Source organism: Pseudomonas emilianonis, from assembly GCF_023072625.1.
GTDB lineage: Bacteria > Pseudomonadota > Gammaproteobacteria > Pseudomonadales > Pseudomonadaceae > Aquipseudomonas > Aquipseudomonas paraveronii.
On sequence record NZ_JAKNRV010000110.1, the window covers coordinates 1 to 14,636 of the forward strand.

The 14,636-nt window shown below is 61.3% G+C and carries 10 protein-coding genes and 4 pseudogenes; 5 read left to right on the top strand and 9 right to left on the bottom strand.

Annotated features, from left to right (window positions below; translation table 11 throughout):
• The 3 genes and pseudogenes from L9Z73_RS31310 to L9Z73_RS13520 form a co-directional block, all read right to left on the bottom strand.
• A pseudogene (locus tag L9Z73_RS31310) lies at window positions 1-121 on the bottom strand (OprD family outer membrane porin); the annotation flags it as partial.
• A pseudogene (locus tag L9Z73_RS13515) lies at window positions 114-1,394 on the bottom strand (carboxyl transferase domain-containing protein); the annotation flags it as partial. The pseudogenes L9Z73_RS31310 and L9Z73_RS13515, both read right to left, overlap by 8 nt.
• A gap of 11 nt (window positions 1,395-1,405) precedes the next feature.
• The gene (locus L9Z73_RS13520; RefSeq protein ID WP_247401701.1) at window positions 1,406-2,569 is read right to left on the bottom strand and encodes an isovaleryl-CoA dehydrogenase; all 1,164 of its coding nucleotides are present in this window, start codon (window positions 2,567-2,569) and stop codon (window positions 1,406-1,408) included.
• A gap of 153 nt (window positions 2,570-2,722) precedes the next feature.
• On the opposite strand from L9Z73_RS13520, the gene L9Z73_RS13525 reads away from it, so the two are divergent.
• The gene (locus L9Z73_RS13525) at window positions 2,723-4,405 is read left to right on the top strand and encodes an AMP-binding protein (protein WP_247401702.1); all 1,683 of its coding nucleotides are present in this window, start codon (window positions 2,723-2,725) and stop codon (window positions 4,403-4,405) included.
• 57 nt (window positions 4,406-4,462) lie between these two features.
• Here the strand turns inward: L9Z73_RS13525 and L9Z73_RS31470 are convergent.
• The 4 genes and pseudogenes from L9Z73_RS31470 to L9Z73_RS13545 all read right to left on the bottom strand — a co-directional run.
• Window positions 4,463-4,594, bottom strand: a pseudogene (locus L9Z73_RS31470) (flavin reductase family protein); the annotation flags it as partial.
• Window positions 4,595-5,290: 696 nt separating this feature from the next.
• Window positions 5,291-6,190, bottom strand: a complete 900-nt coding sequence (locus tag L9Z73_RS13535) for a hydroxymethylglutaryl-CoA lyase (protein WP_247401703.1) — start codon at window positions 6,188-6,190, stop codon at window positions 5,291-5,293.
• A gap of 16 nt (window positions 6,191-6,206) precedes the next feature.
• Window positions 6,207-6,602, bottom strand: a complete 396-nt coding sequence (locus tag L9Z73_RS13540; protein ID WP_247401704.1) for a MerR family transcriptional regulator — start codon at window positions 6,600-6,602, stop codon at window positions 6,207-6,209.
• 116 nt (window positions 6,603-6,718) lie between these two features.
• Window positions 6,719-7,654 (bottom strand): LysR family transcriptional regulator, encoded by a 936-nt coding sequence (locus L9Z73_RS13545; RefSeq protein WP_247401706.1) that lies wholly within the window; start codon window positions 7,652-7,654, stop codon window positions 6,719-6,721.
• Window positions 7,655-7,805: 151 nt separating this feature from the next.
• Here L9Z73_RS13545 and L9Z73_RS13550 point away from each other — a divergent pair, with 151 nt between their 5' ends.
• Window positions 7,806-9,035: an acyl-CoA dehydrogenase gene (locus tag L9Z73_RS13550; RefSeq protein WP_017848107.1), complete on the top strand. Its 1,230-nt coding sequence runs from the start codon at window positions 7,806-7,808 to the stop codon at window positions 9,033-9,035.
• 129 nt (window positions 9,036-9,164) lie between these two features.
• Here L9Z73_RS13550 and L9Z73_RS13555 read toward each other — a convergent pair whose 3' ends face one another.
• Window positions 9,165-10,496, bottom strand: a complete 1,332-nt coding sequence (locus L9Z73_RS13555) for a substrate-binding domain-containing protein (RefSeq protein ID WP_247401707.1) — start codon at window positions 10,494-10,496, stop codon at window positions 9,165-9,167.
• A gap of 134 nt (window positions 10,497-10,630) precedes the next feature.
• A complete protein-coding gene (xthA, locus tag L9Z73_RS13560; protein WP_247401708.1) occupies window positions 10,631-11,443 on the bottom strand; it encodes an exodeoxyribonuclease III in 813 nt (270 codons plus the stop codon).
• A 168-nt stretch (window positions 11,444-11,611) separates the two neighbouring features.
• Between xthA and L9Z73_RS13565 the strand changes: the two genes are divergently transcribed.
• The 3 genes and pseudogenes from L9Z73_RS13565 to L9Z73_RS13575 form a co-directional block, all read left to right on the top strand.
• Entirely contained in the window at window positions 11,612-12,262 is a 651-nt protein-coding gene (locus tag L9Z73_RS13565) for a GNAT family N-acetyltransferase (protein WP_247401709.1), read from the top strand.
• 64 nt (window positions 12,263-12,326) lie between these two features.
• Entirely contained in the window at window positions 12,327-14,054 is a 1,728-nt protein-coding gene (locus L9Z73_RS13570; RefSeq protein ID WP_247401710.1) for an autotransporter assembly complex protein TamA, read from the top strand.
• Window positions 14,054-14,636 (top strand): annotated as a pseudogene (locus L9Z73_RS13575) (translocation/assembly module TamB domain-containing protein); the annotation flags it as partial. The gene L9Z73_RS13570 and the pseudogene L9Z73_RS13575, both read left to right, overlap by 1 nt.

The window sequence follows — 14,636 nt, forward strand, 5'->3', positions numbered from 1 at the left end:
ATTCCTTTGTTCTATCGTTGGCCAGGGTGCCGCCGCTGGTGCCGTTGACGCGCATCCAGGCGCTGTTGCCGGTGAGTTTTTGCAGGCCGACGTAGAAGGTGTTGCCGCCGTACTTGGCCGCACATGCCGTAGTTACCGGCGCCAAAGCTGCCGCCGATGATCACGGTGAATTTCGGTACTTTGGCGCAGGCCACCGCTGTGACCAGCTTGGCGCCGTGCTTGGCGATGCCGCCGGCTTCGTACTTCTGGCCGACCATAAAACCGGTGATGTTTTGCAGGAACAACAAAGGAATCCCACGCTGACAGGCGAGCTCGATAAAGTGCGCACCTTTTTGTGCGGCTTCGGCGAACAGAATCCCGTTGTTGGCCAGGATCGCTATCGGGTAGCCGTGCAAGTGCGCAAAACCACAGACCAGTGTGGTGCCGAACAGCGCTTTGAACTCATCGAATACCGAGCCGTCCACCAGCCGCGCAATCACTTCGCGCACATCGAACGGCTGCTTGGCATCCGCCGGAATCACGCCGTACAACTCTTCGCTGCTGTACAGCGGCGCCACCGGTGTGCGTTGCAGCAACTGGCCCTGTTTGCGCCAGTTGAGGTTGGCTACGCTGCGCCGTGCCAGGGCCAGGGCGTGTTCATCGCTATCGGCATAGTGGTCGGCCACGCCGGAGATCTTGCAATGTACATCGGCACCGCCGAGGTCTTCGGCGCTGACCACTTCACCGGTGGCGGCCTTCACCAGCGGCGGGCCGGCGAGGAAGATGGTGGCTTGCTGGCGCACCATAATCGCTTCGTCCGCCATCGCCGGTACATAGGCACCGCCTGCGGTACACGAGCCCATCACCACGGCAATCTGCGGGATGCCCTGGGCGCTCATGTTGGCCTGGTTGAAGAAGATCCGCCCGAAGTGCTCGCGGTCCGGGAAAACCTCATCCTGGCGCGGCAGGTTGGCGCCGCCGGAATCCACCAGGTAGATGCACGGCAGGCGGTTCTGTTCGGCGATGGTCTGGGCGCGCAGGTGTTTCTTGACCGTCAGCGGGTAGTAGGAACCGCCTTTCACCGTGGCGTCGTTGGCGACGATCATGCATTCGACGCCTTCGACCCGGCCGATCCCGACAATCACCCCGGCCGCAGGCACGTCTTCGCCATACACCTGGTGGGCGGCCAGCTGGCTGAGTTCCAGGAACGGCGAGCCCGGGTCGAGCAAGCGGTTGATCCGCTCACGTGGCAGCAGTTTGCCACGCGAGGTGTGGCGCTCCTGAGCCTTGGCGCCGCCGCCTTGCTGCACCTGGGCGAGCAGGGTGTGCAGGGCGTCGACCTGTTGGCGCATCGCCGCGCTGTTGGCGGCAAATTCCGCCGAGCGCGGGTTGAGCTGGGTGTGCAAGGTGGCCATGACGCGCTCCTTCAGCGGGTTTCGTTGAAGAGTTCGCGACCGATCAACATGCGTCGGATCTCACTGGTGCCGGCACCGATTTCGTACAGCTTGGCGTCACGCAGCAGGCGTCCGGCGGGGAATTCATTGATGTAGCCATTGCCGCCCAGGATCTGGATCGCGTCGAGGGCCATTTGTGTGGCGCGTTCGGCGCTGTAGAGGATCACCCCGGCTGCGTCCTTGCGCGTGGTTTCACCGCGCTCGCAGGCCTGGGCCACCGCGTACAGGTAGGCGCGGCTGGCGTTGAGCTGGGTGTACATGTCGGCGACTTTGCCTTGGATCAGTTGGAATTCGCCGATGCTCTGGCCGAACTGCTTGCGGTCATGGATGTAGGGAACGATCAGGTCCATGCACGCTTGCATGATCCCGGTCGGGCCGCCGGACAGTACGACGCGCTCGTAGTCCAGGCCGCTCATCAGCACTTTGACGCCGCCGTTGAGTACGCCGAGGATATTTTCTTCGGGCACTTCCACGTCATCGAAGAACAACTCGCAGGTGTTGGAACCGCGCATGCCGAGCTTGTCGAACTTGTTGCTGCGGCTGAAGCCTTTCCAGTCGCGCTCGACGATAAACGCGGTGATGCCGTGGGGGCCTTTCTCAAGGTCGGTCTTGGCGTAGATCACGTAGGTGTTGGCGTCGGGGCCGTTGGTGATCCAGGTCTTGCTGCCGTTGAGCACGTAGTGGTCGCCGCGCTTGTCGGCGCGCAGCTTCATCGAGACCACGTCGGAGCCGGCATTCGGCTCGCTCATGGCCAGGGCGCCAACGTGTTCGCCACTGATCAGCTTCGGCAGGTACTTGAGTTTCTGTTCATGGTTGCCGTTGCGGTTGATCTGGTTCACGCAGAGGTTGGAGTGGGCCCCGTAGGACAAGGCCACTGACGCCGAACCCCGGCTGATTTCTTCCATGGCCACCACATGGGCCAGGTAACCCAGGCCGGCACCGCCGTATTCTTCCGCCACGGTAATGCCCAGCAGGCCCATGTCACCGAACTTGCGCCACAGGTCGGCGGGGAACAGGTTGTCGATGTCGATTTGTGCCGCGCGGGGAGAAATCTCCTTGGCCACGAAGGACTGCACTTGGTCGCGCAGCATGTCGATGGTTTCGCCGAGGGCGAAGTTCAGGGAGGGGTAACTCATGGAAGGCACCTTTATTATTGAGCTTTGTTGTTGTGGGGTGACGGCGCCGGGGGAGGGGGCGCTCACCTTTACGTTAACGTAAACTTGCGTCGCGGCGCTGTCAATCGTAGTTTACGTATACGTCAACCTACAAAAAAGACAACAGGGGTCGTTATGGATCAACCAAATCAGAGCTACAGCCGTGGCTCTCAGGACAAGACCTTATTGGCCATGACAATCGGTCAGGCCTTCGATCACACGGTTGCGCAGTATCCCGATGGGGAAGCCTTGGTGGTGTGTCACCAGCAACGCCGCTACACCTGGCGGCAACTGGCCGAGGCCGTCGACCTGCACGCTCGCGCGCTACTGGCGTTGGGCTTGCAACCTGGCGACCGCCTGGGCATCTGGGCGCCGAACTGCGCTGAGTGGTGCATCAGCCAGTTGGCCAGCGCCAAGCTCGGGGTGATTCTGGTCAATATCAACCCGGCCTACCGCAGTACTGAACTGGAGTACGTGCTCAAGCAATCCGGCTGCCAATGGCTGGTGTGTGCCGGTTCTTTCAAAACCTCCGACTACCACGCAATGTTGCAGGCGTTGGTGCCTGAACTGGCGGAGCAATCCATCGGTCAATTGAACTGCGAAACACTCGCGGACCTGCGGGGCGTGATCAGCCTCGCCTCCAGCCCACCTTCGGGATTTCTGCCCTGGTCGCAGCTGTCGGCCCTCGGTACCGGCATCCCGCCTGAGCGGTTGAGCGCGCGCCAAGCCAGGCTGCACTTCGACCAGGCCGTCAATATCCAGTACACCTCCGGCACCACCGGCTTCCCCAAGGGCGCCACCCTCAGTCACCACAATATCCTCAACAACGGCTACATGGTCGGCGAAAGCCTGGGCCTGACTGCGCAGGACCGCCTGGTGATCCCGGTGCCGCTCTATCATTGCTTCGGCATGGTGATGGGCAACCTGGGCTGCATCACCCACGGCACCACCATGATTTACCCGAACGACGGCTTCGACCCGCTGCTGAGCCTGACCGCCGTTGCCGAAGAACGCGCCACCGGCCTGTACGGCGTGCCGACGATGTTTATCGCCATGCTCGATCACCCACGGCGGGGCGAGTTCGACCTGGCCACCTTGCGTACCGGGATCATGGCCGGTGCCACGTGCCCGATCGAAGTGATGCGCCGGGTCATCAGCGAGATGCACATGAGTGAGGTGCAGATTGCCTATGGCATGACCGAAACCAGCCCGGTGTCCCTGCAGACCGGCGCCGATGACGATCTGGAGCGCCGCGTCACCACGGTCGGCCGCACCCAGCCGCAGTTGGAAAGCAAGATCATCGACCTGGCCGGTAACACCGTCGCGCGCGGCGAGATCGGGGAGCTGTGTACCCGTGGCTACAGCGTGATGCTCGGTTACTGGAACAACCCCGACGGTACTCGCGACGCCATCGACGCCGCTGGCTGGATGCACACCGGTGACCTGGCGACCATGGACGAGCACGGCTACGTGTGCATCGCCGGGCGCAACAAAGACATGATCATTCGCGGTGGCGAGAACGTGTACCCGCGCGAGCTGGAAGAGTTTTTCTTCACCCATCCGGCGGTGGCCGATGTGCAGGTCATTGGCATCCCCGATGAGCGTTACGGTGAAGAAATCGTCGCCTGGGTCAAGTTGCATCCCGGGCATGTGGCCAATGAGCTGGAACTGCAAACCTGGTGCAAGGGCCGTATTGCGCACTACAAGACGCCCAAGTATTTCAAGTTTGTCGACGCGTTTCCGATGACGGTGACGGGCAAGATCCAGAAATTTCGCATGCGCGAGATTTCGCTCGAGGAGCTGCGAACGCAGTCTTAGTCGCCTCACTGAAACCCAGTGGGAGGGGGCCCCCTCCCACGTGATTGGATGTGTAGCTTAGGCCGGCATGGGCAGGGCGCCCATCTTGCCGTGGCAATACACCAGTGGCGCGGCGTTCTGCTGGTGCACGATGAGGTTCTTCACCGAGCCTACCATGATCGCGTGGTCGCCGCCTTCATACTCACGCCACTGGGACGGGGCTGACACCCTGCAATCAAACTGTGGGAGGGGGCTTGCTCCCGATAGCGGTGCATCAGTCAACCCACTCAATGACTGGCACACTGCCATCGGGAGCAAGCCCCCTCCCACCTTTTAAATCGAGGGGGTGCTTGAAAATTGCGCAATCCCAGACAGCACAAAGGGGACCCTAAGGTCCCCTTTAATTTGTTGTTACGTGCTCTTTTTTTATTATTGAGGGGCGGTCTATTGTTGTTTTTAGCAACCGTTACCCTTTACCGCTGTTTTTGGCGACCCCCATTCGGGGTCAAGAGCAAACGTATTTTTTTGAGCGCTGATCTGCTTCTTCGCACGCGATCCAACCAGTGGGTAGCTACCTGAGGTAGTTTTATTTTTCTCTATCCGGTTGCGGGTTTCGGCAAGCCGTACCCTGCGAAGCACATCTTCTCCAAAAAAATCTGTTAGCTGCGTCTCTGCCGTGTTGTTTTTGTTATGTCAGAGTCGTTTCGTCTTATTTTTATTAGGTTTGGCGCTTTTTATTCTTGTTATGCCATAGAGATAGCAGAAGCCGTGCCAACTTTTAAAAAACGTTTAAAATCAATGTGTTGTATTTTTTGTAGGAAATGGCCTGCAGCAAATACGACAAAATATGTTCCCGTGTTACTCGTCCGTCCGGTCTGCGGTAACACATTGTCACGGCTAAGCTACTCAACTGGCGTTACGCGCCTTGGCAACGCGTGAGCCGCTGGGTCGGCCCAGGACGTTGCTGATCTGCCGGCCCGCGAGAATCAATTGCTCCAGGTCGATCCCGGTCTCGATCCCCAGGCCGTTGAGCAGGTACACCACATCTTCGGTGGCGACGTTACCGCTGGCGCCTTTGGCGTAGGGGCAACCGCCCAGGCCCGCGATAGAGCTGTCGAACACGTTGATTCCTTCCAGCAGGCTGGCATAGACGTTGGCGACGGCCTGGCCATAGGTGTCATGGAAGTGCCCGGCCAACTTGTCCCGTGGTACGTGCGCGCCCACCACCTCGAACAGCCGGCGCGTGGCCCCCGCCGTGCCGGTGCCGATGGTGTCGCCCAGGGACACTTCATAGCAGCCCATGGCAAACAGCTCGCGGGCCACCGCCGCCACTTGTTCCGGGGCGACCGCGCCTTCATAGGGGCACCCCAGCACGCAGGACACATAGCCGCGCACACTGACACCCTGCTGTTTGGCGGCCGCCATGATCGGTACGAATCGCTCCAGGCTTTCACTGATCGAGCAGTTGATGTTGCGCTGGGAAAACGCCTCGGACGCGGCGGCAAACACCGCGACCTCCTTGACCCCGGCGGCCAGCGCATCTTCAAAACCGCGCAGGTTCGGCGCCAGTGCGCCGTAGGTTACGCCGGGCTTGCGCTGGATCTGCGCAAAGACTTCGGCGGAGCCGGCCATCTGCGGCACCCATTTAGGCGAGACAAAACTGCCGACTTCGATATAGCTCAGGCCGGCGGCGCTTAAGGCATCCACCAACTGCACCTTGTCGGCCACGCTGATGGGTTGGGCTTCGTTCTGCAAACCGTCGCGCGGGCCGACTTCGACCAGGCGCACGTGGGAGGGGAGGGACATGGCAACTACCTTCTGATCAATGGCCAGCCTGGCCTTGGATGGTTTCGGCCAGGGCCTGGGTGCAGCGCTCTTCGGCGGTGTCCAGTTCCAGCTTCATTTGTTCGATATCCAGCAGTTGCTGCTCCAACTGTTCGCGACGCTCGGCGATCTTCACCAGCATGCTGTTGAGTTGGATATGGTTGCCGCTGGTGGGGTCGTAGAGTTCGATCAACTCACGGCATTCGGCCAGGGAAAAACCGATGCGCTTGCCCCGCAGGATCAGCTTGAGGCTGACCTTGTCCCGCGCCGAGTAGATGCGCTCCTGGCCCCGGCGTTCCGGGGTCAGCAGGCCTTGTTCTTCATAGAAGCGAATGGCGCGGGTGGTGATGTCGAGCTCGCGGGCGAGGTCGGAGATGCTGTAGGTCGTGCTCATGAGGGCGCTCAAGAAGGTCTTGGCGCTAAGCTAATGGCAGGTTGACGTAAACGTCAAGGGGCGCTGCGCAGCCCATCGGGGGCAAGCCCCCTCCTCAGGGGGGGCGTTCTTCAACCTCAGGCCTGTTGTTTATCCAGCTTCTTTTCGTGGGCTGTGACTTGCTGGCACAACTCGATCATTTGCTCACGCATCCAGCGGTTGGCCGGGTCCTGGTCGGTGCTTTCGTGCCAGTACAGGTGGGTTTCCACCAGCGGCACGTCGTTGACCGGCAGATTGAACCAGTGCAGCTCATGACGGCGGGCGAAGCGCTCGGGAACGGTCATCACCATGTCGGTCTGCTGCAACACTTGCGAGGCCATCAGGTAATGCTGGGAGCGCAGGGCGATCTTGCGCTGGATGCCCATCTTGCCCAGGGCCAGGTCGACATGGCCCAAGCCGTTGCGGCGGCTGGAGATATGGATATGGGTCAGCGCCAGGTAATCATCCAGGGTGAACTTGTCCTTGCCCGCCATCGGGTGGCCCTTGCGCATGGCGCACACGTAGCGGTCTTCCATCAGCTTGACATGACGCACCTGCGGGTCTGTGTTGAGCGGCGCATCGACGGCAAAATCCAGGCGCCCGGCGGCCAGTTCCTTGGTGGTCTCGCGGCGTTTGGACAGGAAGCTCTCGATCACCACCGTCGGCGCCAGGCGCCGCAGGCGCTGGAACAGCGGCGGCAGGATCACCGCCTCGGTCAAGTCGGTCATGCTGATACGGTAGGTCTTGGCCGCTTGCTGCGGGTTGAAAATCCGGCTTTCCTGCACCGACACCCGCAGCAATGACAGCGCATTGCGCACCGGGCCGATGATGTTCTGCGCCATCGGCGTGGGCACCATGCCTTGGGCCGTGCGCACGAACAGCGGGTCGTTGAAGGTCTCGCGCAGGCGTGCCAGAGCGTTGGACACCGCCGGTTGGGTGATGCCGACAATCTGCCCAGCGCGGGTCAGGTTGGCTTCGGTGTAGATCGCGTCAAAGACGATAAACAGGTTGAGGTCGACCTTGCTCAGATTCATTTCGTTGCGCTCTTATTGTTAGGTGTCCATGCCCCGATCATATATCGGTGATGAATGTTAATACACGCCGAGAATAGGCTAGGTAAATTATCAACGCTGTTCTAGCATCGATTGCATGACCTAAACAACCTCTCAAAGAAGGGAGCTGCTCATGGATTTCGCCTATTCGCCCAAGGTTCAGGAACTGCGTGAACGCGTCACTGCGTTCATGGACGCTTACGTTTACCCGGCCGAACCGGTGTTCGAACGCCAGGTCAGCGAAGGCGACCGCTGGCAGCCCACCGCGATCATGGAAGAGCTGAAAGCCAAGGCGAAAGCCGAAGGCCTGTGGAACCTGTTCCTGCCCGAATCCGAATTGGGCGCCGGCCTGACCAACCTTGAATACGCGCCGCTGGCGGAAATCATGGGCCGTTCGCTGCTGGGCCCGGAGCCGTTCAACTGCTCCGCGCCGGACACCGGCAACATGGAAGTGCTGGTGCGCTATGCCAACGCCGAACAGAAACAGCGCTGGCTCGAACCATTGCTGCGCGGCGAGATCCGCTCGGCTTTCGCCATGACCGAGCCCGACGTCGCCTCCTCGGACGCCACCAACATGGCTGCCCGCGCCGAGCGCCAGGGCGACGAGTGGGTGATCAACGGCAAAAAATGGTGGACCTCCGGCGCCTGTGACCCGCGCTGCAAAATCCTGATCTTCATGGGCCTGAGCAATCCCGATGCGCCGCGCCATCAGCAGCACTCGATGATCCTGGTGCCGGTGGACGCCCCAGGCGTGAAAATCGTGCGCCCGCTGCCGGTATTCGGCTACGACGATGCGCCCCACGGGCACGCCGAAGTGCTGTTCGATAACGTGCGCGTGCCGTATGAAAACGTCCTGCTGGGTGAAGGCCGTGGCTTTGAAATTGCCCAGGGACGCCTTGGTCCTGGCCGCATTCACCACTGCATGCGCTCCATCGGCATGGCCGAGCGTGCGCTGGAACTGATGTGCAAACGCGCCATCAGCCGTACCGCGTTCGGCAAACCGTTGGCGCGCCTGGGCGGCAATATCGACAAGATTGCCGACTCGCGGATGGAAATCGACATGGCACGCCTGCTGACCCTGAAGGCGGCGTACATGATGGACACCGTGGGTAACAAAGTGGCGAAAAGCGAAATCGCGCAGATCAAGGTCGTGGCGCCGAACGTGGCGTTGAAGGTGATCGACCGCGCTATCCAGATCCATGGCGGCGCGGGCGTCTCCAACGACTTCCCGCTGGCCTACATGTACGCCATGCAACGCACCCTGCGCCTGGCCGACGGCCCGGACGAAGTCCACCGTGCAGCGATCGGCAAGTTCGAGATTGGCAAGTATGTGCCTAAAGAGCTGATGCGCGGCGGGCAGTAACACCGCGTCGCCTGCCATCGGGAGCAAGCCCCCTCCCACAGTTGACCGAGTTGTGCATGAGAACGCGGTCTAGGGTGGGAGGGGGCTTGCTCCCGATGAGGCCATTCCGAACACCGCAAGGCTAAGGTCTCAGTACACCCACACCTCCACCCGCCGATTCTTGATCCGGCCTTCATCCGCCGTATTCGCCGCCACCGGCATCTGCGCGCCGAACCCGCGAATATCGCGCAGCACCACGCCGTTCTTGACCAGTTCCCGACGCACCGCCATCGCCCGCAGCTTGGACAACAGCGCCGCGCGTTGCGGGTCATTCTTGATATCGCCGAACCCCACCAGCGTCACCTGCTTGTCGAGCTTGCCGTGGCTTTTGATATACGCCACCACGCGTTGCACATCCTGGCGCGCTTTGTTGTCCAGGCTGGCGCTGCCTTCTTCGAAGCGAAAATTCACCGTCAGGCGCTGGGCCTCACGGGCAATTGCCTGATAGTCCTCGGGCATCGAAGGGCGCGGCTCCACGCCCATCGCCTGGACCTGCTGCGCGATAAACCCGTTGGCCGCCACGATCGCCTGGCCCTTGCTGCTTTGGGTAAAGTCCACCAGCGCCTTGGCCCACGGGTTTTGCGTGGTCGGCGGCAGGTAAAAGAACAGGCGGCGCGACAGCGGGTAGTCCTCGGTGGCAATCAGGCTGTTGAGCGGCAACATCGGTTGCGAGTCACCGTCGACGATCGCCACCGCCTTAGCCTGGCGCACATAGGGCAGGCCGATAAAACCGATGCCTTGCGGGTCCTGGCTCACCGCATCCGACAGTTGCTCGCTGGCCTCGAACCGCTTGGCCGACGCGGCGAGGGGCTTGCCGCGACGGCTGAGCACCAGGTCCTTGAACGTGTCATAGGTGCCCGACTGGTCATCCCGTGCATATAAATGAATCGCTCCGCCGATGCCGCCGAGTGCCTCCCAGGTGCTGATCTCACCGTTGAAGATTTGCGCCAGTTGCTCGGTGTTCAGCGTATTCAGCGGGTTGCGTGGGTTGAGGATGATGGCCAGGCCGTCGATGGCGATCACCTGTTCGGCCTCGGGGCTTTTCAGGTCGCCCAGGGGTTCGAGGTCCACCAGTTCGCTGTCTTTGATCGGGCGGGATGAGGCGGCAAGGTCGGCGCTGGCTTTGTGCAGCGCGGCAAACCCGGTGCTGGAACCATGGGCCGCGACCTCGATGGTCAGCGTCTTGCCCTGGCGAGTCTTGCCGATCACGCGCAGTTCATTGGCGCCTTCGGCGGGTTCAGCGTGTACCCCTTGCAGCCCCTGCTGCTCCATCAACCCCTTGACCAGCGCCGGGCCAAGCGCCGCGCCAATCGTGTTGGAGCCCTGGATGCGCAAGGCGGGGCCCTGATCGGGAACGGGCAGCGGCGCGCTAACGGCAAACAGCGGAAAAAGGGTCAGCAGTAACAGAACGCGCGGGATCATGCCGGCACCGTCTCAAGGCAAAGGGAGTGCCGCGAGATTAAGTCAGTTGGGTTTCAGTAATATGACTGACACTCAACTGTAAAAATGTGGGAGGGCGCTTGCTCCCACATGGTTTAAGCGCGTCGTACTTGAAATCAGCTCAATTCCAGCCAGATCGGCGCATGGTCCGAGGGTTTTTCCAGGCCGCGCAGTTCGTAGTCCACCCCCGCATCCTTGATCCTGGGCAGCAAGCCGTTGGACGCCAGGATCACGTCGATACGCAGGCCACGCTTGGGCTCATCTTCAAACCCACGGCTGCGGTAGTCGAACCAACTGAAACGGTCGGTCACGTCGGGGTTGAGGTGGCGGAAGCTGTCCACCAGGCCCCAGTTCTTCAGGCGGGCCATCCACTCGCGCTCTTCCGGCAGGAAGCTGCACTTGCCGGTTTTCAGCCAACGCTTGGCGTTGTCGGCGCCAATGCCGATGTCGCAATCTTCCGGGGAAATATTCACATCGCCCATCACCACCAGCGCCTGGTCGTTGCTGAACTGGCTTTCCAGCAACTGTTGCAAGTCGGCGTAGAAGCGCTGCTTGGCCGGGAACTTGGTGGGGTGGTCGCGGCTTTCGCCTTGGGGGAAATAGCCGTTCATGATGGTGACCGGGTTGCCCTGTGCATCGGCGAAGGTGCCCCAGATAAAGCGGCGCTGGGCGTCTTCTTCATCGCTGGCAAAACCCTTGTGCACGCTCAGCGCTTCTTTGCGCGAGAGCAGGGCCACACCGTAATGGCCTTTCTGGCCGTGGTAGTACACGTGATACCCCAGGGCCTGCACGTCGGCCAACGGGAACTGGTCGTCGTGGACCTTGGTTTCCTGCAGGCCGATCACATCGGGTTGATGCTTTTCAATCAGCGCCGCCAACTGATGCGGGCGAGCCCGTAGCCCGTTGATATTGAAAGAGACGATTTTCATGGTCGGCTGTCCAGTCTGGCAAAAGGGCGATGCTAGCCGACAAGTCGGACGGGGGCCAGCGTGGCGGTAGGACGGATGCACTGCTAATGTCTGGGAACGACTCGCGCTGCGTAAGTTCGTACCCATAAGAACGCCGTCTTTTGAATGGCGCCCAGGGAGATTCACCGTATGCCTGACACTTCAACTGCGATTGCCGAAATCCGTCTGCTCAATAGCGACTATTCCCGCGAAGCACGCTCCCTGTTGTACCAGGCTTATCGCCATGAGCCGACGTTCGCCTACATCTTCGAAGCTGAGCGCCCGGGGTATGAGCAGCGGGTGCGCGCCACCGTGCGCGAGCTGGTCAAACAGCATTTCTTCCAGAAACTTCCCGCCATCGGCCTGTTCGTCGACGACCGCTTGATCGGCATTGCGTTGATCGCGCCGCCCCAGCGGCGCCTGGGCATCACCGAGAGCTGGGCCTGGCAATTGCGCATGTGGTTGAGCACCGGTGTGCGCGGTACGCGGCGTTACCTGGATTATCACCAAGCGGTACTGGCGTGCCTGCCCAGCGAGTCGGTGCATGTATTGCCGTTGCTGGGCATTCACCCGCAATTCCAAGGCAAGCACTTCGGTGAGCAACTGCTCGGCGCGGTACACAACTGGTGCGCCGAGGACCCGCATTCGTCCGGCGTGGTGCTCGATACGGGCAACTCGCGTTACCTGGAGTTCTACAAGCGTCAGGGCTATGAGGAAATCGGCGAAGTCGCCATAGGACCTGTCCTTGAGCATGTGTTTTTCCATGCCAATCCGCAGCCGTTACATGCGGCAACGACTTGAGTCAGGATTTTTCAGATAAATCCGAGTTCAAAGAGTCTCCCCTGCTCGTGTAGCATCCGCGCCTATGAAGTTTCCAGGAAGATTTACCAGCGGCTTGATTCTGCTGTTCACAAGCTGCGGCGCTTTGGCGCAAAGCGAACTGGACGTGCGCGTCAAACCCTCAAACGACGCGTTGAAAGCCAACATCGAAGGCTACATCGGCGGGGTAGGCGATCGCGATGAAGAAGCGTTGCTGCGGTTCAGCCGTGGCGCCGAAGAGCAGGCGCGCAAAGCGGCCCAGGCCTTGGGCTTCTATCAGCCGCAGATCAGCAGTGATGTGCAGGGCGGCAAGAACCCGCGCCTGACCCTCACCATCGACCCCGGCGAACCGGTGCATTTGCGCAACGTGACCATTCGGATCGATGGCCCTGCGGCGGCCCTCAAAGCCTTTCGTGTGCCCGCCAGTCACGACCTTCAAACCGGTGCCGTGCTCAACCACGGCCATTACGAAGACGCCAAGCGCCTGATCCAGAACCAGGCCTCGCGCTACGGTTTCTTCAGTGGGCGCTTTACCCGCCAGACCCTGTCGGTCGACCCCAAGGCGGGCATCGCCGATATCGAACTGGTGTATGACAGCGGCCCGCGTTACACCTTGGGCAAGGTCAGCTTTGCCGGCAATACGCCCTTTGATGAAGAGCTGCTGCAGCGCATGGTGCCGTTCAAAAACGGTGCGCCCTACGATTCCGAACTGATCGCCGAGCTGAACCAGAACCTGCAAGGCAGCGGCTTTTTCGAGGGCGTGCGGGTGGACGCCGCGCCGGCCGCGTCGACTAACGATGTCATTCCGGTCGCGGTGCAACTGGAAACCCGCAAGCCACGCACCATGGGCCTGGGCCTGGGTTTTTCCACCGACGTCGGCCCGCGGGGCAAGGCCAACTGGACGCGCCACTGGGTCAACCCGCAGGGGCACAGTTACGGCTGGGAAGCCGAGCTGTCGGCGCCACGGCAGAACGTCGGCCTGTGGTACGACATCCCGCTCGACCCACCGCTTACCGACAAGCTGCGTTTCGCCGGCGGCTACCAGAATGAAGAGCTGGCCAACACCGACACCCTGAGTAAATTGCTCACCCTCGGCCCGGAATGGCACAGCAAGTTGCCCAGCGGCTGGACCCGGGTGATCTCCCTCAAGTGGCAGCGTGAAGAGTATCGCCTGGGCGACGATTCGGGCCTCAGCAACCTGCTGATGCCGGGGCTCAGCTATTCCTATTTGCGCAGCGACAACCGCATCGATCCGCACCACGGCTACCACCTGCAATTCGACACCAAGCTGGCCAAGGAAGGTTTCGGCTCCGACACCAACCTGCTTTACGGCACGGCCATGGTCAAAGGCCTGACCACCTTGTGGGACAACCACCGTTTCCTCGCACGGGCGCAGATCGGCGGCAGTGCCACCAACGGCTACAAGTCGGTGCCGCCGTCGCTACGCTTCTTTGCCGGCGGCGACCAGAGCGTGCGTGGCTACGAGTACCAGACCCTGTCGCCGGAGAACGACCGCGGCGACCGCATCGGTGGTCGCTACATGGTGGCCTTGAGCGCTGAGTATCAATATTCCATCGCCGAAAAATGGCGGATCGCGACCTTTATCGACCAGGGTAATTCCTTCAACACCCTGGAAATGCCAAGCCTGAAAACCGGCGTGGGCGTCGGCCTGCGCTGGGTGTCCCCCGTCGGGCCGATTCGCCTCGACCTGGCCCATGCCCTGGAAGACCCGGGCGGTATTCGTTTGCACTTTTCCATGGGGCCTGAGCTGTGATGCGTGGTTTGAAAATGGCCGGGCTGGCTGCTGTCGCCCTCCTGGCCTTGGTGTTGCTGGCGTTGTGGACGGTACTCGGGACCCAGGCGGGCAGCCGTTGGGCGTTGGGCCAGGTGCCGGGCTTGAGCGTGGACAATTTCCAGGGCCGTTTGGGCGGTCAGTGGAGTGCCGAGCGATTGGTGTGGCAGCAGGGCAGCGACCGTGTCGAGCTCAGCGCGCCGACGTTCGACTGGTCGCCGGCCTGCCTGCTGCGCATGACGTTGTGTATTGATCGGTTGGATGTCGATCAAGTCAGCCTGCAATTTGCGCCGAGCACGGAAGAGAGCAACGGGCCGATTCAGTTGCCGGCGCTGAAGTTACCGGTTGCGCTCCAGTTGGGCGACGTTCGCGTCGGCAGCCTGCTATTTAACGGCAGTGAAGAACTCAAGGACTTGCAATTGGCCGCACATTGGACCGCCGCCGGCCTGCAGATCGACGCCGTACACCTGCAACGCGACGACCTCGTGCTGGACCTGTCCGGCCTGCTGCAACCTGTCGGCGACTGGCCGTTGACCGCCAGCGGCAACCTGAGCCTGCCCTACG

What these genes read in the sequence shown, in the direction of transcription:
- L9Z73_RS13540 (WP_247401704.1), bottom strand. Translation starts at nt 6,602, where the DNA reads ATGAGCACGACCTACAGCATCTCCGACCTCGCCCGCGAGCTCGACATC.
- L9Z73_RS13525 (WP_247401702.1), top strand. Translation starts at nt 2,723, where the DNA reads ATGGATCAACCAAATCAGAGCTACAGCCGTGGCTCTCAGGACAAGACC.
- L9Z73_RS13550 (WP_017848107.1), top strand. Translation starts at nt 7,806, where the DNA reads ATGGATTTCGCCTATTCGCCCAAGGTTCAGGAACTGCGTGAACGCGTC.
- xthA (WP_247401708.1), bottom strand. Translation starts at nt 11,443, where the DNA reads ATGAAAATCGTCTCTTTCAATATCAACGGGCTACGGGCTCGCCCGCAT.
- L9Z73_RS13565 (WP_247401709.1), top strand. Translation starts at nt 11,612, where the DNA reads ATGCCTGACACTTCAACTGCGATTGCCGAAATCCGTCTGCTCAATAGC.
- L9Z73_RS13570 (WP_247401710.1), top strand. Translation starts at nt 12,327, where the DNA reads ATGAAGTTTCCAGGAAGATTTACCAGCGGCTTGATTCTGCTGTTCACA.
- L9Z73_RS13545 (WP_247401706.1), bottom strand. Translation starts at nt 7,654, where the DNA reads ATGAATCTGAGCAAGGTCGACCTCAACCTGTTTATCGTCTTTGACGCG.
- L9Z73_RS13555 (WP_247401707.1), bottom strand. Translation starts at nt 10,496, where the DNA reads ATGATCCCGCGCGTTCTGTTACTGCTGACCCTTTTTCCGCTGTTTGCC.
- L9Z73_RS13520 (WP_247401701.1), bottom strand. Translation starts at nt 2,569, where the DNA reads ATGAGTTACCCCTCCCTGAACTTCGCCCTCGGCGAAACCATCGACATG.
- L9Z73_RS13535 (WP_247401703.1), bottom strand. Translation starts at nt 6,190, where the DNA reads ATGTCCCTCCCCTCCCACGTGCGCCTGGTCGAAGTCGGCCCGCGCGAC.